20 protein-coding genes and 2 tRNA genes are annotated in these 19,293 nt (G+C 74.4%); 16 read left to right on the top strand and 6 right to left on the bottom strand.

Translation table 11 applies throughout. The features are described from left to right. The first annotated feature begins 135 nt into the window (after positions 1-135). The 4 genes from BJF86_RS10855 to BJF86_RS10840 are packed head-to-tail and all read left to right on the top strand — an operon-like array spanning position 136 to position 3,678. Positions 136-1,464 (top strand): cytochrome P450, encoded by a 1,329-nt coding sequence (locus BJF86_RS10855; protein ID WP_075818868.1) that lies wholly within the window; start codon positions 136-138, stop codon positions 1,462-1,464. 56 nt (positions 1,465-1,520) lie between these two features. Next, positions 1,521-2,141 (top strand): HIT family protein, encoded by a 621-nt coding sequence (locus tag BJF86_RS10850; protein WP_083652949.1) that lies wholly within the window; start codon positions 1,521-1,523, stop codon positions 2,139-2,141. Positions 2,142-2,168: 27 nt separating this feature from the next. Further along, the gene (locus BJF86_RS18960; protein ID WP_075818866.1) at positions 2,169-3,065 is read left to right on the top strand and encodes an RDD family protein; all 897 of its coding nucleotides are present in this window, start codon (positions 2,169-2,171) and stop codon (positions 3,063-3,065) included. Positions 3,066-3,099: 34 nt separating this feature from the next. After that, complete coding sequence (locus tag BJF86_RS10840) at positions 3,100-3,678, top strand: isochorismatase family protein (RefSeq protein WP_075818864.1); 579 nt, start codon at positions 3,100-3,102, stop codon at positions 3,676-3,678. 141 nt (positions 3,679-3,819) lie between these two features. Here BJF86_RS10840 and BJF86_RS10835 read toward each other — a convergent pair whose 3' ends face one another. Further along, complete coding sequence (locus BJF86_RS10835; RefSeq protein WP_075818862.1) at positions 3,820-5,121, bottom strand: nicotinate phosphoribosyltransferase; 1,302 nt, start codon at positions 5,119-5,121, stop codon at positions 3,820-3,822. Positions 5,122-5,143: 22 nt separating this feature from the next. On the opposite strand from BJF86_RS10835, the gene clpS reads away from it, so the two are divergent. The 6 genes from clpS to BJF86_RS17575 all read left to right on the top strand — a co-directional run bounded on the left by clpS (position 5,144) and on the right by BJF86_RS17575 (position 8,847). After that, a complete protein-coding gene (gene clpS / locus BJF86_RS10830) occupies positions 5,144-5,476 on the top strand; it encodes an ATP-dependent Clp protease adapter ClpS (RefSeq protein ID WP_022926155.1) in 333 nt (110 codons plus the stop codon). 3 nt (positions 5,477-5,479) lie between these two features. Further along, on the top strand, positions 5,480-6,064 hold the full coding sequence (locus BJF86_RS10825) for a DUF2017 family protein (protein WP_075812535.1): 585 nt from the start codon (positions 5,480-5,482) through the stop codon (positions 6,062-6,064). Positions 6,065-6,122: 58 nt separating this feature from the next. After that, positions 6,123-7,679 carry a glutamate--tRNA ligase gene (gene gltX, locus BJF86_RS10820; RefSeq protein WP_075818860.1) on the top strand — a complete coding sequence of 519 codons (1,557 nt, stop codon included), beginning with the start codon at positions 6,123-6,125 and terminating at the stop codon, positions 7,677-7,679. A gap of 105 nt (positions 7,680-7,784) precedes the next feature. Continuing rightward, positions 7,785-7,856, top strand: a tRNA-Gln gene (locus tag BJF86_RS10815). A gap of 85 nt (positions 7,857-7,941) precedes the next feature. Next, a tRNA-Glu gene (locus BJF86_RS10810) sits at positions 7,942-8,014 on the top strand. Between the two features lie 116 nt (positions 8,015-8,130). Then, entirely contained in the window at positions 8,131-8,847 is a 717-nt protein-coding gene (locus tag BJF86_RS17575; protein ID WP_075818858.1) for an HU family DNA-binding protein, read from the top strand. 85 nt (positions 8,848-8,932) lie between these two features. Here the strand turns inward: BJF86_RS17575 and BJF86_RS10800 are convergent, their stop codons facing one another. Together BJF86_RS10800 and BJF86_RS10795 are read right to left on the bottom strand one after the other, a co-directional pair. Beyond that, positions 8,933-9,163: a hypothetical protein gene (locus BJF86_RS10800; protein WP_022926151.1), complete on the bottom strand. Its 231-nt coding sequence runs from the start codon at positions 9,161-9,163 to the stop codon at positions 8,933-8,935. A 232-nt stretch (positions 9,164-9,395) separates the two neighbouring features. Next, positions 9,396-9,872 carry an NTP transferase domain-containing protein gene (locus tag BJF86_RS10795; RefSeq protein ID WP_202817339.1) on the bottom strand — a complete coding sequence of 159 codons (477 nt, stop codon included), beginning with the start codon at positions 9,870-9,872 and terminating at the stop codon, positions 9,396-9,398. Between the two features lie 37 nt (positions 9,873-9,909). Here BJF86_RS10795 and BJF86_RS10790 point away from each other — a divergent pair, with 37 nt between their 5' ends. The 3 genes from BJF86_RS10790 (at position 9,910) to BJF86_RS10780 (ending at position 13,056) form a co-directional block, all read left to right on the top strand. Beyond that, positions 9,910-10,656 (top strand): lysophospholipid acyltransferase family protein, encoded by a 747-nt coding sequence (locus BJF86_RS10790; protein WP_075818856.1) that lies wholly within the window; start codon positions 9,910-9,912, stop codon positions 10,654-10,656. Then, entirely contained in the window at positions 10,653-11,654 is a 1,002-nt protein-coding gene (locus BJF86_RS10785) for an NAD(P)H-dependent glycerol-3-phosphate dehydrogenase (RefSeq protein WP_075818853.1), read from the top strand. Before BJF86_RS10790 ends, BJF86_RS10785 begins: the two co-directional genes overlap by 4 nt. A 217-nt stretch (positions 11,655-11,871) precedes the next feature. Beyond that, the gene (locus tag BJF86_RS10780; protein WP_083652947.1) at positions 11,872-13,056 is read left to right on the top strand and encodes a D-alanine--D-alanine ligase family protein; all 1,185 of its coding nucleotides are present in this window, start codon (positions 11,872-11,874) and stop codon (positions 13,054-13,056) included. 39 nt (positions 13,057-13,095) lie between these two features. Here BJF86_RS10780 and BJF86_RS10775 read toward each other — a convergent pair whose 3' ends face one another. Further along, entirely contained in the window at positions 13,096-13,578 is a 483-nt protein-coding gene (locus BJF86_RS10775; RefSeq protein ID WP_237768177.1) for a DUF3515 family protein, read from the bottom strand. Continuing rightward, entirely contained in the window at positions 13,557-13,790 is a 234-nt protein-coding gene (locus tag BJF86_RS10770) for an Lrp/AsnC ligand binding domain-containing protein (RefSeq protein ID WP_022926145.1), read from the bottom strand. The genes BJF86_RS10775 and BJF86_RS10770 overlap by 22 nt, the downstream gene beginning before the upstream one ends. A 43-nt stretch (positions 13,791-13,833) precedes the next feature. Between BJF86_RS10770 and BJF86_RS10765 the strand changes: the two genes are divergently transcribed. Then, positions 13,834-14,847: a thiamine-phosphate kinase gene (locus BJF86_RS10765; protein ID WP_075818851.1), complete on the top strand. Its 1,014-nt coding sequence runs from the start codon at positions 13,834-13,836 to the stop codon at positions 14,845-14,847. A 94-nt stretch (positions 14,848-14,941) separates the two neighbouring features. Here the strand turns inward: BJF86_RS10765 and rpmB are convergent, their stop codons facing one another. After that, positions 14,942-15,127 carry a 50S ribosomal protein L28 gene (gene rpmB, locus BJF86_RS10760; protein ID WP_075818849.1) on the bottom strand — a complete coding sequence of 62 codons (186 nt, stop codon included), beginning with the start codon at positions 15,125-15,127 and terminating at the stop codon, positions 14,942-14,944. 194 nt (positions 15,128-15,321) lie between these two features. Between rpmB and BJF86_RS10755 the strand changes: the two genes are divergently transcribed. Both BJF86_RS10755 and BJF86_RS10750 read left to right on the top strand, forming a co-directional pair. Then, positions 15,322-16,983: a DAK2 domain-containing protein gene (locus tag BJF86_RS10755; RefSeq protein WP_083652945.1), complete on the top strand. Its 1,662-nt coding sequence runs from the start codon at positions 15,322-15,324 to the stop codon at positions 16,981-16,983. Further along, positions 16,983-19,292 carry an ATP-dependent DNA helicase RecG gene (locus BJF86_RS10750; RefSeq protein WP_075818847.1) on the top strand — a complete coding sequence of 770 codons (2,310 nt, stop codon included), beginning with the start codon at positions 16,983-16,985 and terminating at the stop codon, positions 19,290-19,292. The genes BJF86_RS10755 and BJF86_RS10750 overlap by 1 nt, the downstream gene beginning before the upstream one ends. Position 19,293 lies beyond the last annotated feature (1 nt).

Genomic DNA, 19,293 nt, shown 5'->3' with positions numbered 1-19,293 from the left:
CAGGGCGTGGGGCGTGCACAGGTATGCCGGGAGGCACGGCACAGGAGGGGCTGAGGCGGGCGTGGTGATGCGGGCAGGGCCTGCGGCGGGCGTCGTGAGGCCCGTCTCGCCCCAGGAGCCGGTAGCGTCGCAGGCATGCGCACCAGACAGCCGGCGCGTGGGGGACTGCCGCCGGGGCCGCGGACCCCGGCGGTGCTCCAGACGATTCAGGCCTTCACCGACCGCCAAGGCACCTTCGAGCGGCACCGCTCCCGCTACGGCGACCCCTTCACCGTGCGGATGCTGCCCGGGCCACAGCACCTCGTGCTCTTCAGCGACCCCGAGGCCATCAAGGAGATCTTCGCCGGCGACCCGGTCGAGCTGAGCGGCGCCCAGGGCAACGAGATGCTGCGCGCCGCGATGGGGGACCGCTCGGTCATGCTCAACGACGGCGAGGCCCACCGGGCTATCCGGCGCTATCTCATGCCGGCCTTCTCACCGGCAGCAGTGCGGGCATACCGTCCGGTCGTCGAGCGCGCGGCCGCGGACGAGGTCGACACCTGGCCGCAGGCGCCTGGCTCCTCGGTCGTCGCCCTGGAGCGGATGAGCCGGGTGACGCTCGCGGTGATGAGGCAGGTGGTGCTGGGCGCGAGCGACCCCCGACGGCTGACCGCGTTGCGACCCCGCGTGCTGCGGCTCGTCGAGGTCGACCCGGTCGTCGTCGGGGGCTGGCTCTACCCGCGGCTGCGCGCGCTGCCGCCCTGGCGCGGCCACGCCCGCAACCTCGCGGCGATCGACGAGCTCATCCACGCCGAGGTCCAGCAGCGCCGGGCCGGCGCCGCCCGCGAGCCGGCGGACCTGCTCGACCAGCTGCTCGCGGTCGGCACCGACCACGACGACGAGCGCGAGCCGCTGAGCACCCACGAGATCCGGGACCAGGTCGTGACGCTGCTGCTCGCCGGCTACGAGACCACGGCCTCCACCCTGGCCTGGACGTTGCACGAGCTCGGCCGCGACGAGCAGGCCCGGGCCCGTGCCCACCGGGCGGCGCAGGAGGGTGACGAGGAGCACCTGGAGGCCTGCGTCAAGGAGGCGATGCGGCTGCACCCGATCATCGACTACGTCGCCCGCACCCTGCGCAGCGACCAGCGGATCGGCGGCGTCGACCTCCCCGCCGGCGCGACCGCCGCCCCGGCGATCCTGCTCGCGCACCACGACCCCGACGCCTTCCCGGAGCCGGACGCGTTCCGGCCCGAGCGCTTCCTCGGCGGAGGTCCCGCAGCGCACACCTTCATCCCGTTTGGCGGTGGCGTCCGCCGGTGCGTCGGCGCAGCCTTCGCGCTCATGGAGGGCGTGGTCGTCCTGCGCGAGGTCCTCACCCGCGTGGACGTCGTCGCGGATGCCCCGGCGCGCACCCGGCTGCGCAACATCACCAACGTCCCGGGCGACGGCGCCCCGCTGCGGGTATGCCCGCTGCCCGGCTGACCGCCGCGCAGGCACGGAGCATGCGCCGCACCGACCCGGTCACCTAGGGTCGGAGCATGCCGGAGACGCCGCAGGAGTGGTTCGCACGGGTCAGCGCGGCGATCGAGCGTGACGGCTACCGCGAGAGCGACCTGCAGCAGTGGAGCTCGTGGCCGTGGACCGGCTCCCTCACCCCCAAGCCGCTCGAGCCTCCGGTCGACGTCGAGCCGGACCGGCGCGGCGCCGGGGGCCAGGACTGCTTCGTCTGCGACGCGGCGCGCAGCCTCGACCCGGGCTACATCATGTGGCACGACGAGCTGTTCCTCCTGGGTCTGCCGCACGAGCCGCGCGGCCTGCCCTTCGCGCTCTTCCTCATGCCCCGTCGGCACGCCGAGCTCGCCGACCTCACTCCGCAGGAGGCCGCCCGGCAGGGCGAGCTCCTCAGCGTGGTGGACGCCGCCGCCCAGCAGGTGCTCGGCATACCCCGGATCCAGGTGGCGCTGTGGGGCGACGGGGCCGAGCACCTGCACTGGTGGCTGTATGCCCGGCCGACCGGGATGCTGCAGCTGCGCGGCACCTTCCTGTCCCACTGGGACGACCTGCTGCCGCCGGTGCCCGCCGACCAGTTCCGCGCCGACCAGGTGCTCGTCGCCCACGAGGTGGCCCGCCGGGCCGGCGGAGAAGGGGTGCCGGAGTAGGTCACCTGCGCGGCTAGTCTGGCCGCCATGAGTCAGCAGGCAGGGTGGTACGACGACCCGCAGGACGAGCAGAACCTCCGCTACTGGGACGGCGTGCAGTGGACCTCGCACACCGCGCCGAAGCAGAAGCCCAACCTCGCCCAGGCGGGGCAGTCGCTCCAGCAGACGCAGCAGCCGGGTGGGAGCGACCAGGCCCAGGGTGGCTACGGGCAGCAGGGCTGGGGTCAGGGCGGCTCCGGCCAGCAGGGCTGGGGCCAGCACGGCCAGTCGCCCTGGGGCCAGCAGGGCCCCGGCCAGCAGGGATACCAGCAGCCGAACCCCTACGCCGGGCAGACCGGCCAGCAGCCCTACCAGGGCGAGTGGCAGGGCGGCCCGGTGCCCGGCGGCTACCGCCCCGACCCGCGCACGATCACGCCGGACGGCCAGCCGCTGGCCGGCTGGTGGCACCGCGTCGGCGCCCGGCTCATCGACGCGTTGCTCGGGCTCGGGCTCGTGACGGTGCTCGTCGCCGTGACCGCCGACCCCGAGCTCACCGCCGAGCTGCAGGATTTCGCCCTCGACCCCGACCCCACCGGCGCCATGCCCGTGGTCCTGGAGGACTGGCTGCTGCGCATCGGGCTGATCAGCGCCCTCCTCGGCGTCGCCTACGAGGTGCTCATGGTGAAGTTCTTCGGCGGCACCGTCGGCAAGCTGCTCACCGGCCTGCGGGTGCGGCTGCGCGACCAGCCGGGGCTGCCCACGTGGGGCGCCACGCTGCTGCGCTCGGCGGTCTACCAGGGGCCCAACCTGCTGGGTTCGCTCGTGCCGATCCTCGGCTCGCTCGGCCTCTTCACGCTGCTCGACGTGCTCTGGCCGCTGTGGGACAAGAACAGGCAGGCGCTGCACGACAAGGCCGCGCGCACCAACGTCGTCCGCTCGCGCTGAGCGGGCACGACAGCCCCGTGGCATCATCGGCGGTATGCCCCGCGCCCTGATCGTCGTCGACGTCCAGCACGACTTCTGCGAGGGCGGCTCGCTGCCCGTGACCGGGGGCACCGCCGTCGCCGCCCGGATCAGCGAGCACGTCGCCGCCCACGCGGGGCGGTATGCCGCCGTCGTCGCCACCGCCGACTGGCACGTCGACCCCGGTGACCACTGGGCGACCGACGGGGAGCCGGACTTCGTGGACTCCTGGCCGGTGCACTGCGAGGTCGGGACCGAGGGCGCGGACCTCCGCCCCGAGCTGGCCGGCGCGCTGGAGCACGTCCAGGCGGTCTTCCGCAAGGGCGAGCACGAGGCGGCCTACTCCGGCTTCGAGGGCAGCACCGACGTCGACGGGCGCGAGGTCGGCCTCGCTGACTGGTTGGGGGAGCGGGGCATCGACGAGGTCGAGGTCTGCGGCCTCGCCACCGACCACTGCGTCCGCGCGACGGCCCTGGACGCCCGGCGCGAGGGGCTGGCGACGACCGTCCTGCTCGACCTGTGCGCCGGGGTCGCCCCGGAGACCACGGACGCGGCGCTGACCCAGCTGCGCGAGGCCGGGGTGGAGATCGGCTGACCGGTCGTGCGGCGCAGCCCCGGTCCTCTCGGTCGTCGGCGACGAGTGGCGCGGCTCCTCGGGTGACATCACCGGGCCGGTCTCCCGCTCGACCCCGGCCTCGTCCAGGAGCGCGCAGGCCTCGTCGAGCGCCGTCACCGCTCAGCTCCAGTTGTCGAGATAGGTCGTCGGCAGCGCGGGGTCGCCGTGCGACATCCGCAGCGCGCTCTGCGGGAGCTCGGCGCGGGCCATCTCGTGGTGGGCCCGCGCGGTCTGCACGTCGGTCGGTGCGACGACCTCGCCGCCCTCGACGAGCGGCACGAGCAGCGAGCGGTCGTCGCCGTCGTCGGAGGGGTGCTCGTGGATGCCGACGATCTCCTCGGTGGCGAGCCCGGCGGCGGAGCGGCGGCGCAGGGCATACTTGCGCCCGCCCACGCTGGCCTTGTCCTTGCTCGCCTTCGCCACGCCCTCCATCTGACCGGCGCCGTTCTCCCGGCTGACGAGCTTGTAGACCATGCCCGCCGCGGGGTGGCCCGAGCCGGTGACGACCTTGGTGCCCACGCCGTAGGCGTCCACCGGGGCGGCCTGCAGCGCGGCGATCGCGTGCTCGTCCAGGTCGCTGGTGACCACGATGCGGGTGCCGGTCGCGCCGAGGGCGTCCAGCTGGGCGCGCACCTCGAAGGCCTGGCTCACCAGGTCGCCGGAGTCCAGCCGGACCCCGCCGAGCCGCGCCCCGGCCAGCTCGACCGCGAGCTCGACCGCGCCGGTGACGTCGTAGGTGTCGACGAGCAGGGTGGTCGACAGGCCCAGGCTCTCCAGCTGGGTGGCGAAGGCCTGCCGCTCGTCGTCGTGCAGCAACGTGTAGGAGTGCGCGGCGGTGCCCATCGTCGGGATGCCGTGCCGCCGGCCCGCCTCGAGGTTGGAGGTGGAGGCGAAGCCCGCGAGGTAGGCCGCGCGCGCCGCCGCGACCGCCGACTGCTCATGGGTGCGCCGGCTGCCCATCTCGATGCAGGGGCGGCCGTGCGCCACCGCCGTCATCCGCGAGGCGGCCGAGGCCACGGCCGAGTCGTGGTTGAGGATCGACAGGAAGAGCGTCTCCAGCACGACGCCCTCGGCGAAGGTCGACTCGACCACGAGCAGCGGCGAGCCGGGCACGTAGACCTCACCCTCGGCATACCCCCAGACGTCGCCGGTGAAGCGGTAGTCGGCCAGCCAGTCCAGGGTCGGGCGGTCGACGACCTGCTGCTCGGCGAGGAAGGCGATCTCCTCCTCGCCGAACCGGAAATCGCGCAGCGCCTCCAGCGCCCGGCCGGTGCCGGCGACGACGCCGTAGCGCCGGCCGTCGGGGAGGCGGCGCGCGAAGGCCTCGAAGACGCAGCGCCGGTCGGCGTGGCCGCTGGCCAGCGCGGCCTGGATCATCGTCAGCTCGTAGTGGTCGGTCAGCAGGGCGGTGCTCGTGCTCACCCCCGCAGCCTAGGGTGGGGTCGTGCCGATCGACACCCCCAGCCCGCCGGCCCCGCCGGCCGACCCGCAGACCACGCCGCAGGAGCAGGGCGGTGTCGCGGTCCTCGACCGCCCCGAGGCGGACACCCCGTGGATCACGCTGGTGTGGAACGACCCGGTCAACCTCATGAACTACGTCACCTGGGTCTTCCAGACGCACTTCGGCTACAGCAGGAGCAAGGCGGAGAAGCTCATGATGGACGTGCACACGCAGGGTCGCGCGGTCGTCTCGACCGGGTCCCGCGAGAAGATGGAGGCCGACACCGAGGCCATGCACGGCTACGGCCTGTGGGCCACCTTCCAGAAGGACGACTGAGGTATGGCGCGCGCGTTCCGTCGTCGGGGGGACCGGCTGGTGGGGACCTTCGAGGCCGAGGAGATCGCCGTGGTGGTCCACGTGCTCCGGCTGACCCGTGACTTCGTCGCGCCGGAGCGGCCGGACACCGGGGACCCCTTCCTCGACCTGGTCGCCGGGCTCGGCGACGAGGTGGACCCGGAGGAGCCGAGCGACCCGGCGCTGCGCCGGCTGCTGCCGCCGGCCTCCCGGGACGACGACGAGCAGGCCAGCGAGTTCCGGCGGCTCACCGAGCACGGGCTGCGCCAGCGCAAGGCCGCCACGCTGTCCACCGCGATCGCGGCGCTGGAGGCTGCCCAGCCGCCGCGGCTCGAGCTGGACCCGGAGCAGGGTCGGGCGCTCGCGGTGGCCCTCACCGACGCCCGGCTCATCCTCGGCGAGCGGCTCGGGCTGCGCACCGACGAGGACTCCGAGCGGCTGCACGAGGAGCTGGAGGAGGCGCTCGCCGGCAGGAGCGAGCTGGACCCGGCCCTGGCCCAGAAGATGGCCTACTACGACTTCCTCTCCTGGATGCAGGAGTCGGTGACGCTGGCGCTCATGGCGCGCTGAGGCATACCGCTGCGGCGTGCCTCACCGACCCCTGGCTGGAAGTAGGCTGGCGCGCATCATGACGACCACGCACTCCGCCCCCGTGTCCAGCACCGAGCACGACGAGGCGACCGGCGCCGACGTCCGGGTCCGCTTCTGCCCCAGCCCGACGGGGACGCCGCACGTGGGCCTGGCCCGCACGGCGCTGTTCAACTGGGCCTTCGCGCGGCACCACGGCGGCACCCTCGTCTTCCGGGTCGAGGACACCGACGCCGCGCGCGACGCCGAGGAGTCCATGGCGCAGATCGTCGACGCGCTGGACTGGCTCGGCCTGGACTACGACGAGGGGCCGGGGGTGGGCGGCCCCTACGGCCCCTACCGGCAGAGCGAGCGCGCCGACCTGCACGCCGACGTCGCCCGCCGGCTGCTGGAGGCCGGGCTGGCCTACGAGTCCTTCAGCACCCCGGAGGAGGTCGAGGCGCGCCACCGCGCCGCCGGTCGCGACCCCAAGCTCGGCTACGACAACCACGACCGCGAGCTGAGCGCGGAGCAGAAGCAGGCATACCGCGACGAGGGGCGCGAGCCGGTGCTGCGGCTGCGGATGCCGGAGGAGGACCTCACCTTCACCGACCTCGTGCGGGGCGAGGTGACCTTCGGGGCCGGCTCGGTGCCGGACTTCGTCATCGTGCGCGGCAACGGCCAGCCGCTCTACACCCTCGTCAACCCGGTCGACGACGCGATGATGCGGATAACCCACGTCATCCGTGGCGAGGACCTGCTCTCCTCCACCCCGCGGCAGATCGCGCTCTACCGCGCCCTCGTCGAGATCGGGGTCGCCGAGCAGGTGCCGACCTTCGCCCACCTGCCGCTCGTGCTGGGGGAGGGCAGCAAGAAGCTGTCCAAGCGCGACCCCGAGTCCAACCTCTTCCTGCACCGCGAGCGCGGCTTCGTCCGGGAGGGGATGATCAACTACCTCGCGCTGCTGGGCTGGTCGATCGGGCCGGACCGCGACATCTTCGACCCCGAGCACCTCGTCGAGGCCTTCGACGTCCGAGACGTCAACCCCAACCCGGCGCGGTGGGACCAGAAGAAGGCCGAGTCGCTCAACGGCGACCACCTGCGTCGGCTCCCGCTCGCCGAGTTCACCTCTCGGCTGCTCCCGGTGCTGCGCGAGGCCGGGGTGCTGGGGGAGCAGTCCGGTATGGGTGAGCTGGCCCGGCTGCAGGCGGTCGCCGACCTCATCCAGACGCGGATCCAGGTGCTCTCCGAGGCGGTGCCCATGGTGCGGCCGTTCTACGTGAGCGGCGAGGAGCTGGAGATCGCCGACGACGCGCGCGGCCAGCTCAAGGACGACGCCGGTGCCGTCCTCGACGCGGCGATGGCCGCCCTGGAGCCGATCTCGGGCGCCGCCCCGCAGCCACTCGGCGGTGGGGTGGAGTGGACCCACGACCGGATCGAGGCGGCGCTGCGCGAGGCGCTGGTGGACGGGATGGGCCTCAAGCCGCGCTTCGCCTTCGGGCCGCTGCGGACCGCCGTCTCCGGGCAGCGGATCAGCCCGCCGCTCTTCGAGTCGATGGAGATCCTGGGCAAGCAGGAGACGCTGGACCGGCTCGCCCGGCTGCGCGTGTCGCTCTGACCCGCGCGGTTGCGCCAGATTTGGGTGGGGTGCGCCGGGCGCGGTAGAGTTGATGCTCGGTTCGCCGCGCTTCCCGGTTCGTGGGACAGGGCGGAGACACCCCCTTGGGGTATGGTGTAATTGGCAACACGGCTGATTCTGGTTCAGTTGTTCTAGGTTCGAGTCCTGGTACCCCAGCGCGATGACGGAGCCCAGCTCCGGATTTCGTGGAGACCTGCCCGCTCGGGTAGTCTCTCCCCTCGGCGCCGAGCGCGCCGGACACGGCCCCGTTGTGTAGCGGCCTAGCACGCCGCCCTCTCAAGGCGGTAGCGCGGGTTCGAATCCCGTCGGGGCTACCCGTGTCGAACGGCCCTCACCGCAGCAGCGGTGGGGGCCGTTCACCTGCGTGCAGGTGAAGGCCCGGCCGGTCCGCACGCTGGCGCGCCGAAGGAGCGTGCGAGAGGCTGGGGGCATGAACAAGACGGACCTGATCGAGGCGCTGGCTCCGCGCGTGGGCGGCCGGGCCGCCGCCGGAGCCGCCGTCGAGGCCCTGGTGGACGTGGTGCTGCGTGAGGTGGCCGCGGGCGGCACGGTGAGCATCAGCGGTTTCGGGACCTTCGAGCGGGTGGACCGGGCAGCGCGGACGGGGCGCAACCCGAGGACCGGAGAGGCGGTGCCGATCCCGGAGACCCGGAGCCCGCGCTTCCGGCCGGGAGCCGCTTTCAGGGACGTGGTGGCCGACCCGGCGACGCTGCCCGCGCAGGGCCTGGCCGGGGCGCGGGCCGCCGGTGAGTCCGAGGGCGGCTCCGCCGGAGCCCCGAGCACGGTGCGCCGCCACGACGGCGGTCCTCGGCACGAGCCGAAGGGTCGGGTCGCCGCCCGGGCGTCGTCCGCCCGCGACCGGGAGCGGCGTGCCCCCTCGGGGACCCCGCCGAGCGTGCGGAAGGACAAGCCCGACCCGACGAGCGAGAGCTCGGAGCCACGGCAGCCGGGGTCGGTCGGCGGCGGACGGGTCTTCTCCGGCGGCGAGGACATCACCGCCGGCATGATCTCGGCCAAGAAGGCGCAGCTGGCGAAGGTCAAGAACGACGACGTGTCACACGGCGACTCCGGCAAGCGCACGAAGGCCAAGAAGGGGAAGAAGTCGACCAAGGGGAAGAAGGGCACGAAGGCCGCGAAGAAGGGTTGACCCGCTGTGCGCCCGACCCCGCGCAGAAGGTGCTGCGGTGCGGGGATGCATCACCGCAGCGGGACGCCTGCTGCGGACGAGTGGATCAGACGATGGGCTCGCCCTCGCCGATGCCGACGATCCAGAGCCGGGTGAGGCTCGCGCCCGCGGTTTCGGGGTCACCGTCGACCTCGATGCTCACCCGCTGGCCCACCCGCAGGTGCCGGAGACCGCTTGCGTCCATCACCGCGGCGGCGAAGGGCAGCACCCGCCCGGTGTCGAGCAGGACCGTCCCGCTGCCGGCGTCGAGGTCGTAGGTGTGCACGCTGGCCTGCATGGGGCCACTGTAGGTCGTGGCGCGGGTGGGGGACCGGCTCAGGCGGCGGTCGAGCCCAGGGCCGCGCGGGTGCGGGCGCCCACGCCGAGGAGCAGCGCCTCCTGCAGGTCCTCGGCCCGGTCCACGTCACGCCGTAGCCGAGGGAGGTCGAGGTCCAGGCGGGTGGCGTCGACGGCGTGCCGCGCGGCCGACCCGGCACCGAAGCGCGGCCGCGGTATGCCTCGCGTCGAGGTCAGCAGGACCGTACCCGTGCCCTCGCGTCCGGCACCACCGCACGGTCGACGGCGGCGCAGCGCGCCAGGGCCTCCCGGAGGTCCTCCGGACGTAGCGCCGGCAGGTCGCCCAGCAGCACGGCCCACCCGGGGGCCGGCCGGCCGGCGCCGCTCTCACCCCCGACCTGCAGGGCCGCGTCGTCCAGGCCGCGCCGGATCGCCTCGTCCAGCCCGCGCCCGGGGTCGGGGACCGCCCGGGCCCCGACCTCCCGCGCCCTGTCGGCCGCACCGTCGTCGGCGGTCACCACGGTCACCCGGCCCGGCGGGAGGGCGCGGCATACCGCGTCCAGCGTGTCCAGGGCGATCGCGCGGGCCAGCTCGGGTCGGGAGACCCCGTCTGGTGCCACGAGGCGGGTCTTGGCGCGATCGGCTCGTTGAACCGGCAGCACCAGCCGCCAGTCGAGCCCGGCCGCAGCCCGTCCCGTCCTGTCGCGCACCCCAGCATCTTCGCCAGCACCGCCCCCGGATGCAAAGATGACCCGCGTGAGACGCCAGCCCCTGCGCCAGGCCGTGCCCTGGTCCTACCACGCGGTCATCGCGGCCCTGCGCCCCGTGCTCATGGGCGTGACCCGCCGCGACTGGTCCGGCGCCGAGCACCTGCCGCGGGGCGAGGGCTTCATCGTCGCCGGCAACCACTACTCCGAGGTGGACCCGATCATGCTGGCCCACTTCCTCGTCGACCACGGGCACGCCCCCTTCTTCCTCGCCAAGTCCTCCCTCTTCGAGGTGCCCCTGCTCGGAGCCGCGCTGCGGCACCTCGAGCAGGTCCCGGTCTACCGCTCCAGCTCGCGCGCCGGCGACGCGCTCGAGGCCGCGCGCGCCGCCCTCGCCGACGGTCGGTGCATCGCGATCATGCCCGAGGGCACCCTGACCCGGGATCCCGACCTGTGGCCGATGAAGGCCAAGTCGGGCGTGGGTCGGCTGGCGCTGACCAGCCGGGCCCCGGTGGTGCCGATCGCCCAGTGGGGTGCCCAGGGGGTGCTCGGGCACTATGCCCGCCGCCCGGGCAACCTGCTGAAGCGCCCGGTCCAGCACGTCAGCGCCGGCGCCCCGGTCGAGCTGTCCGACCTCTACGACCGCGCGCAGGAGCCGCGGGCGCACGCCGAGGCCACGCGCCGCGTCATGGCCGCGATCACCGAGCAGCTGGCGCAGATCCGTGGCGAGCAGCCTCCCGCCGAACCCTTCGACCCGGCCCGTCGGCCCACGGAGCCCGAGGGATGACCCGGGCAGCCATCTTCGGCGCCGGCAGCTGGGGCACGGCCTTCGCCCAGATCCTCGCCGACGCGGGCGCGGAGCGGGTCGTCCTGTGGGCCCGCCGACCCGAGATCGCCGAGGGCATCCGCGACTCACGGCACAACCCGGACTACCTGCCCGAGGTCGAGCTGGCCCCGGTGGTCACCGCGACCACGGACCCCGCGGAGGCGGCGGCGGGCGCCGACCTGGTGGTGCTGGCCGTCCCCTCGCAGACGGTGCGCGCCAACCTCGCCGACTGGGGCGAGCACCTCCCGGCGAGGGCCCCGGTGGTCTCGCTCATGAAGGGCATCGAGCTGGGCACCGGCCTGCGGATGAGCCAGGTGGTCGAGGACAGCGGCGTCGAGGCCGGGCGCATCGTCGTCGTGACCGGCCCCAACCTCAGCCGGGAGATCGCCGCCCGCCAGCCGGCCGCCAGCGTCGTCGCGGCCCTCGACCACGACGCCGCCGACCGGGTCGCCGAGGCGTGCATGACTGCCTACTTCCGGCCCTACACCCAGACCGACGTCGTCGGGGCCGAGATCGGCGGGGCGGTGAAGAACGTCATCGCGCTCGCGGTGGGCATGGCCGAGGGTCTCGGCTACGGCGACAACACCAAGTCCAGCCTCATCACCCGCGGGCTCGCCGAGACCGCCCGGCTCGGGCAGGCGCTCGGCGCCGACCCGGCCACGCTCATGGGGCTGGCCGGCGTCGGCGACCTCATCGCCACCTGCATGTCCCCGCTCTCCCGCAACCACCGCGTCGGCGTCGCGCTCGGTCAGGGGCGCAGCGTCCAGGAGGTGCTGGCCGTGCCGCACCAGACGGCGGAGGGCGTCAAGAGCTGCCGCAGCGTGGTGGAGCTGGGCGCCAGCCAGGGGGTGGACCTGCCGATCTGCGAGGGCGTGACCGCGGTCGTGGACGGCTCGGTGGCCCCCGAGGACCTCACCCGGGCGCTCATGACCCGGGCGCGCAAGCACGAGCGCCACTGACGAGCCGTGTCGGTCTCACTCCGACGCGCCCCGGGGGGAGCACTGCGAGCCGGTTCGTCAGATCGGAGCCTTCTCGAGGAGGCTCCGATCTGACGTCGAGGCGCCCGGTGGACGAACCGGCCCGGAGACGACCTGGAGAGCGGCCCTCACGCGTCGGCCGTCGTGCCCGGTGGGTCTGCGGGGTGTCCCGCCTCGCACTGGTTAGGCTCGTCCCGATATGGATGCCCCCACCCAGCGCACCGACCTCGCCGTGAGCCCCGACGAGGACACCAGCGCCGGCACGCAGCGGTCTGCCGACACCCGGCACCGTGTGGCCCTCGTCTTCGGCGGGCGCTCGGACGAGCACGCGATCTCCTGCGCCACCGCGGCCAGCGTGCTCCGGGCGCTGGATCGTGAGCGGTATGCCGTCGTGCCGGTGGGCATCACCCGCGAAGGGCACTGGGTGCTCGTCGAGGACGACCCGGAGGCGCTGGAGATCCGGGACGGGCGGCTGCCGCAGGTGCAGGACACCGGGCGTCAGGTCTTCGTGCCGCTCGGCGGGGTGGACCACGAGTGGACCTGGACCGGTCGCGACGGTCAGGTGCACTCCCTCGGCGAGGTCGACGTGGTCTTCCCGCTGCTGCACGGGCCGTTCGGAGAGGACGGCACCATCCAGGGGATGCTGGAGCTCGCCGACCTGCCCTACGTCGGCTGCGGGGTGCTCGCCTCCGCCGCGATGATGGACAAGCACGTCATGAAGGTGGTCTTCGCCGCTGCCGGGCTGCCGGTGGCGCCGTATGCCGTCATCACCGACCGGCAGTGGCAGCGAGACCGGGAGGCGGCGCTGGAGGCCGCGAGCGCCCTGCTCTTCCCGGTCTTCGTCAAGCCCGCGCGGGCCGGCTCGTCGGTGGGCGTCGCCAAGGTGGAGCGCCCGGAGGAGCTCGAGGTCGCGATCGAGAAGGCCCGCGACCACGACCCCAAGGTGCTCGTCGAGCAGGGCATCGACGGGCGCGAGATCGAGTGCGGCGTGCTCGGCGGGCGCGGCTCGGCGCTGCCCAGGGTCAGCGAGTGCGGGGAGATTGTCGTCAGCGGCGGGCACGACTTCTACGACTTCGAGGCGAAGTACCTCGACGAGGCCAGCGTGCAGATCACCGCCCCCGCCGACATCCCGGACGACGTCCGCGACGAGATCCGCCGGATCGCTGCGCTCGCCTTCGAGGCCGCCGACGCGGAGGGGCTCTCCCGCGTGGACTTCTTCGTCACGCCGCGCGGCGAGGTGGTGCTCAACGAGATCAACACCATGCCGGGCTTCACGCCCTACTCGATGTACCCCCAGGCCTGGGCGGCCTCGGGCGTCTCCTACCCCGAGCTGGTCGACGAGCTCATCACGCTGGCGCTGGAGCGTCCGCTCGGTCTGCGCTGAGCCTCAGGCAAGGCCGGCGCAGCGGCAGACCGCCGCCGGTCAGCCCTGCGGCGAGGAGCACTCGCCCAGCGTCTGCGGGACCACCCGGGCGGCGTCGTCCAGCGGCGGCAGGAGCAGCGGGTGGCTGTCGTAGCTCTCCGGCACGAGGACCTCGATCGCCGGGTCCCGTCCGTAGGTCGTGAACATCGTGCCGCCGTCGTCGAGCACCGTCGCGACCCAGTCGACCCCGCCGACGTCGATGCAGGGGTCGGTCGTCGGCCCGGGCGGCGCCTTGCCGCACCGGGCGACGATCGGCGGCTCGCCCCAGGCCGCGACCCCCTCGGACTGCACCGCGGTCACCCGCGCCTCGTAAGGACCGATCGTCCCGGGCCACCGGGCGGCGACCTCCAGGCATACCGCGGAGTCGGAGGCGTCGAAGGGGACCGCGCGCACCGCGCCCTCGCCGCAGGCCGTGAGCGAGACCAGCCCGAGCGCGGCCGCCAGCAGCCCGGTCCGCGGCCTCAGAGCTCGACGACCGTGCACGTCGTGGTGCGGGTGATCCCGGGCACCGCCAGGACGTGCGCGATGACGCCGCGACCCAGCTCCTGCACCGTCGGCGCCTGCACCTGCACGATGACGTCGTAGGGACCGGCCACGTCCTCGGCGCTCTGGACGCCGTCGAGCTCGCGGATCGCCCGGGTGACGCGCGCGGAGACGCCGACCTCGGTCTGGACGAGGATGTATGCCTTGACCACGGTGCTGCCTCCTGCTCGGTTGCACGGAGGCTACCGTGCGGGGATGAGCAGCACGAGCGAGCCTCCGGGCGAGGGCGGGCGGACCGTCGGCGAGGTGGGGGAGCGCGGCATCCTCGGCGAGGTCTTCGGCGTGCTCGCCGAGCACGGGGCGGCCGCGGAGAGCCTGCGCGACGTCGTCGTCGGGCCGGGCGACGACACCGCCCACCTGCGCGTGCGCACCGGCGCCGTCCTGGCGACCACGGACACGATGGTGCGTGGTCAGGACTGGCTGGACGCGTGGTCGACCGGTCAGGACGTGGGCGAGAAGATCGTCACCCAGAACCTCGCCGACCTGGCCTCGATGGGCGGCCGGGGGACGGGGGTGCTGGTGACCCTGCTCTGCGACCGGGAGCTGCCGCTCGCCTGGTGCCGCGACCTCACGACCGGGCTCGCCCGCGCCTGCTCCCGCGCCGGGGTCCCCGTCGTCGGGGGCGACCTCAGCGCCGCCGGCCCGGGGGTGGTCGCGGTGTCGGTGACGGCGCTCGGGGAGCTGGCCGAGGGCATACCGGGTGCGGTGCTGCGCAGCGGCGCCCGACCGGGCGACGTCCTCGCGGTGTCCGGACCGCTGGGTCGCTCCCACGCGGGGCTCGAGCAACTCCGGGCCGGGGCGCGCCAGGGCCGCTGGGTCGACCACCACCTCCGGCCGTGGGTGGACCTCGAGCAGGGTCCGGTGGCGGCGCTCGCCGGGGCCACGGCGATGATCGACGTCTCGGACGGGCTGGGCCGCGACGGGGGTCGGGTGGCGCGCGCCAGCGGCGTCGACCTCCTGCTGGACGAGGCGGCCGTCGACGACCTCGCCGCCCGGCTCGCGCCCGAGCTGGGGCTGGAGGCGGCCCGGCGCGCCGTGCTCGGCGGCGGTGAGGAGCACGAGCTGCTCGCGACCTTCCCGGTCGGCGCGGTGCCGACGGGGTGGGTCGTCCTCGGGGGTGCCGAGCAGGTGCAGGGGGAGCCGACCGTGCGGCTGGGGGAGCAGGCCCTGGACCCGGACAGCGGCGGCTGGGACCACTTCGGCGGCTGAGACCGAGACCGGTCCTGCCGCCCGACACAGCAGAACCGGCGCCCCCCTGACGAGGAGCGCCGGCAGATGACGGCAACCTGCCGTCAGCGGAGGGTCAGCGGGTGACCTTGCCCGCCTTGAGGCAGGAGGTGCAGACGTTCATCCGCTTGGCGGTGCCGCCGACGGTGGTGCGGACCCGCTGGATGTTGGGGTTCCAGCGGCGCTTGGTGCGGCGGTGCGAGTGCGAGATGCTGTGACCGAAGCTCGGTCCCTTGCCGCAGACGTCGCAAGTGGCAGCCACGGTGTTCTCCTGAAGGTCGTCCGGTGAAAGGTCTCGGGCCCGCAGCAGCGCGGCGCGGGCAACCGGTCCAGCGTACCGGAACTGCGACACGGCGCCCAAATCATCGCGGCGGACGACGACCGTGCCTCGCCGCACCTCCACGGTATGCCTGTGGCGCCGCGGACGGCGTCGGCGCCGGGCACTAGGTTGGTGCCGTGCCCGGACCCGTGCTCGACCTCGTGACCGCCCGCCGCTGGGCGGTCACCGCGCGGTTGTCGCTGGCGACGGCGCGGGAGCAGGTCGACGCGCTCAACGTCTTCCCGGTGGCGGACGGCGACACCGGCACCAACATGTACCTCACCCTCGACGGCGCGCTGGAGCACGTGCGGGTGCGTTTCGAGAGCGGCGGCGGCACCGACCGGCTCCGGGAGGGGCTCGCCCTCATCGCGCGGGGCATGCTCCTGGCGGCCCGCGGCAACTCGGGCGTCATCCTGGCCCAGCTCACCCGCGGGCTGGCCGACGCGGTGGCCCCCGACGTCGACGTGGCCGGCCCGCGCGAGGTCGCCGACGCCTTCGAGTCCGCCTCGCGCAGCGCCTGGGAGGCGCTCGCCGCCCCGGTGGAGGGCACCATCCTCACCGTCGCCCGGGCCGCCGCCGTCGGCGCCCGGGGCGCGGTCGACGAGGGCGCGCAGGACGTCCTCGTGGTCGTCGACGCGGCGCTCGAGGCGGCGCAGCAGGCCCTGGCACGCACTCCCGAGCAGCTGCCCGAGCTGCGCGACGCGGGCGTGGTCGACGCCGGCGGGGCAGGGCTGGTCCTCGTCGTCGAGGCGCTGCACGCCGTCCTCGACGAGCGCCCGGCCGGCGCCGACGGCGAGGTGCCGCACTGGTGGGCCGCGACGCCCGGACCGACCTCGGGTCGGGGCACGACGTCGGAGGAGGCCGTCGAGGTGATGTACCTCCTGAGCGGCAGCGACCCCGAGCGCGCCGAGCGGCTGCGGGCCCACCTGACGCATCTCGGGGACTCCGTCGCCGTCGCGGGTGGCCCCGCAGAGTTCCAGGTCCACGTGCACGTCGAGGAGGAGGACACCGCCGCGGCCATCGAGGCCGGAGGGCTGGCGGGGGTCGTGAGCGAGGTGCGGCAGACGTCGCTGAGCCCCGGAGACGGCACGGAGGGACGTGAGCACCCGCACCCGGTCGCGCCCCTGCCGCAGGGCATCGGAGTGGTCTCGTGCGCCCTCGGCGACGGGGTGACCCGGCTGATGTCGGACGGCGGTGCCGTGCTGGTGCCCAGCGGTCCGCGTCGTCGCGCCCCGACCGGAGAGCTGCTCGCCGCGGTGCGCGCCAGCACCGGTGCGTCGGTCGTCATCCTGCCCAACGACGGCGACATGCTCATGGTCGCCCGCGCCGCCGCCGCGGAGGCGCGGCGCGAGGGTCTGGAGGTCGAGGTCGTGCCGACCCGCAACCTCCTGGAGGGCCTGGCCGCGCTCGCCGTGCTCGACCCGGCAGGCCGGTTGGGGCCGGTCCTGGACGCGATGACGGCGGCGGCCTCGGCGGTGCACGGGGGTGCGCTCACCCGCGCCGACCGGGCGGCCGAGACCCCGGTCGGTCCGTGCCGACCGGGCCAGTGGCTGGGCATCGTGGACCACGCGATCGTCGCCGTCGAGGACGACCTGGAGCCTGCCGCGCGGTGGGTGCTCGACACGATCTGGCACGACGGGGTCGAGCTGCTGACGGCGCTGCTCGGCGAGGACGCCGACGACGAGGTCCGCCACGTCATGGCGCACGCCGTCGCCGACCGCTGCGCGGGCAGCGAGGTCGAGCAGAGCGTGCTGAACGGGGGCCAGCCCACCTATACCGTGCTGCTGGGGGTCGAGTGATGCCGGGCGCCGGACGCGCCCACCTGCGCCCCGTGGCCGACGGCGAGGCCAACCCGCTCGACTTCGGGCTGCGCGACCTCGTCGGGGCCAGTGCGCAGACGCTGCAGCGGGCGCGGGGGATCAGGACCGTGGGCCAGCTGCTCGACTGGTTGCCCCGCACCTACCTCGACCCCACCCGGCCCACGGCCTTCCGCGACCTGCCGCACGGCGAGGACGTCGTGGTCGTGGGGACGGTGCGCGCCGCGACCACCCACCAGATGCGCAACCGGCGCGGCCGCAGGCTCGTCGTGGACGTCGCGGACGACGCGGGCGGGACGATCCAGCTGACCTTCTTCAAGCCCTACGGGCACCAGGACCGGCTCCGACCCGGGGTCCGGGTCGTCTGCTCCGGGCAGGTGGGGGTGTGGCGCGACACGCTGCAGCTGACCCACCCGGACTACGCCACGCTGAGCGAGGGCGGGGCGCAGTGGCTCCTCGACGGTCTGGTCCCGGTCTACACCGCCACCAAGGGTCTGTCACCCATCGTCCACGGCCAGTGCCTCGACCTGGTCTTCCACCAGCTCGACGAGCTGCCGGACCCGGTCCCCGCGCAGGTGCGGCGGCAGGTGGGTCTGCCCGGCCTGCTCGAGGCCTACCGGCTGGTCCACCGGCCCGGCACGGAGGCGGACCACCGCAGGGGCCGGTGGCGGCTCAAGTTCGGCGAGGCCTTCACGGTCCAGGCCCAGCTCGCCCGGGTGCGCCGGTCCAGCGAGGCGGTGCCCGCCCGCCCCCGGGTGCCGGCGGAGCAGGGGCTCGGGCAGCGGCTGCGCGACCGGCTGCCGTTCGCGCTCACCGAGGGCCAGGAGGCCGTCCTCGCCGAGCTCCTCGGCGACCTGGCCCGCGAGGTCCCCATGCACCGCCTGCTCCAGGGCGAGGTCGGGTCGGGCAAGACCGTGCTCGCCCTGCTCGCCATGCTCGCCGTCGTCGACTCCGGCGGGCAGGCGGCGCTGCTCGCCCCGACCGAGGTCCTCGCCGCGCAGCACCACCGCTCGATCAGCCAGCTGCTCGGGCCGATCGCCGAGGCCGGGCTGCTCGGCGGTCTGGAGGAGGGCACCCGGCTGGCCCTGCTCACCGGCAGCCAGTCGGCGGGGGAGCGCAAGCAGGCGCTGCTGGCCGCCGCCTCGGGCGAGGCCGGGATCGTGGTCGGCACCCACGCGCTGATCCAGCAGCACGTCCAGTTCGCCGAGCTGGGTCTGGTCGTCGTCGACGAGCAGCACCGGTTCGGGGTCGAGCAGCGCGACGCGCTGCGCGCCAAGGCCCCCGAGGGCACCTCCCCGCACGTGCTGGTCATGACCGCGACCCCGATCCCGCGCACCGTGGCGATGACCGTCTACGGCGACATGGAGATCTCCACGTTGCGCGAGCTGCCCGGCGGGCGCCGCCCGATCAGCAGTCACGTCGTCGACGGTCGACGCCCCGACTGGGTGCGCCGCACCTGGCAACGGGTCGCCGAGGAGGTGCGCGGTGGCGGTCAGGTGTATGTCGTGTGCCCCCGCATCGGGGATCCGGACGACCCGGACCTGCCGGGCTCCGGCACCGACGGTCCGGGCCTGCCGCTCGGCGGAGAGGTCGGGCCCGGAGCACCGCAGGGCGAGGACGGCGCCGACCTCCTCGGCCTGCTCGAGATGCCGGAGGTGTCCGCCGCCGGACCGCCCGGGCTGCACGGGGTCCACCAGGTCGCCCGGTGCCTGCGCGAGCTGCCGGCGACGCGCGACCTGCGGATCGAGGTGCTGCACGGCCGGATGCCGGCCGAGGCCAAGGACGCCGTCATGCAGGCCTTCGCCGCGGGGCGGGTGGAGGTCCTGGTCTCGACCACCGTCATCGAGGTCGGCGTCGACGTCCCGGACGCGACGACGATGGTGCTGCTGGACGCCGACCGGTTCGGCATCTCCCAGCTGCACCAGCTGCGGGGGCGGGTCGGCCGTGGCGGTCGTCCCGGGCTGGCGCTGCTCGTGACGCAGGGCGAGGGCGTGGACCCCGCCGCGATCGAGCGGCTGGAGCAGGTCGCCGCCACCACCGACGGCTTCGAGCTGGCTCGCATCGACCTGGAGAGCCGGCGCGAGGGCGACGTCCTCGGCGCCAGCCAGAGCGGCGGCCGTAGCGGCCTGCGCTTCCTGCGGCTGGCCCGCGACGAGGACCTCATCGTGCAGGCGCACGAGGCGGCCTGGCGCACCGTGGAGTCCGACCCCGAGCTGAGTGGCCATCCCGAGCTGGCCGACGCACTGACCCGTCTGGACGCGACCAGCGCCGCCTTCCTGGAGCGGGGATGAG

It is taken from the genome of Serinicoccus sp. CNJ-927, from assembly GCF_001942435.1.
Lineage (GTDB): Bacteria > Actinomycetota > Actinomycetes > Actinomycetales > Dermatophilaceae > Ornithinicoccus > Ornithinicoccus marinus.
The sequence above is the reverse complement of the archived record's forward strand: the minus strand, read 5'-3'. Positions and strand labels throughout refer to the sequence as shown.

Coding starts and splice junctions, on each gene's coding strand:
- BJF86_RS10855 (WP_075818868.1), top strand. CDS start 136: ATGCGCACCAGACAGCCGGCGCGTGGGGGACTGCCGCCGGGGCCGCGG.
- BJF86_RS10850 (WP_083652949.1), top strand. CDS start 1,521: ATGCCGGAGACGCCGCAGGAGTGGTTCGCACGGGTCAGCGCGGCGATC.
- BJF86_RS18960 (WP_075818866.1), top strand. CDS start 2,169: ATGAGTCAGCAGGCAGGGTGGTACGACGACCCGCAGGACGAGCAGAAC.
- BJF86_RS10840 (WP_075818864.1), top strand. CDS start 3,100: ATGCCCCGCGCCCTGATCGTCGTCGACGTCCAGCACGACTTCTGCGAG.
- BJF86_RS10825 (WP_075812535.1), top strand. CDS start 5,480: ATGGCGCGCGCGTTCCGTCGTCGGGGGGACCGGCTGGTGGGGACCTTC.
- gltX (WP_075818860.1), top strand. CDS start 6,123: ATGACGACCACGCACTCCGCCCCCGTGTCCAGCACCGAGCACGACGAG.
- BJF86_RS17575 (WP_075818858.1), top strand. CDS start 8,131: ATGAACAAGACGGACCTGATCGAGGCGCTGGCTCCGCGCGTGGGCGGC.
- BJF86_RS10800 (WP_022926151.1), bottom strand. CDS start 9,163: ATGCAGGCCAGCGTGCACACCTACGACCTCGACGCCGGCAGCGGGACG.
- BJF86_RS10790 (WP_075818856.1), top strand. CDS start 9,910: ATGACCCGCGTGAGACGCCAGCCCCTGCGCCAGGCCGTGCCCTGGTCC.
- BJF86_RS10785 (WP_075818853.1), top strand. CDS start 10,653: ATGACCCGGGCAGCCATCTTCGGCGCCGGCAGCTGGGGCACGGCCTTC.
- BJF86_RS10780 (WP_083652947.1), top strand. CDS start 11,872: ATGGATGCCCCCACCCAGCGCACCGACCTCGCCGTGAGCCCCGACGAG.
- BJF86_RS10765 (WP_075818851.1), top strand. CDS start 13,834: ATGAGCAGCACGAGCGAGCCTCCGGGCGAGGGCGGGCGGACCGTCGGC.
- BJF86_RS10750 (WP_075818847.1), top strand. CDS start 16,983: ATGCCGGGCGCCGGACGCGCCCACCTGCGCCCCGTGGCCGACGGCGAG.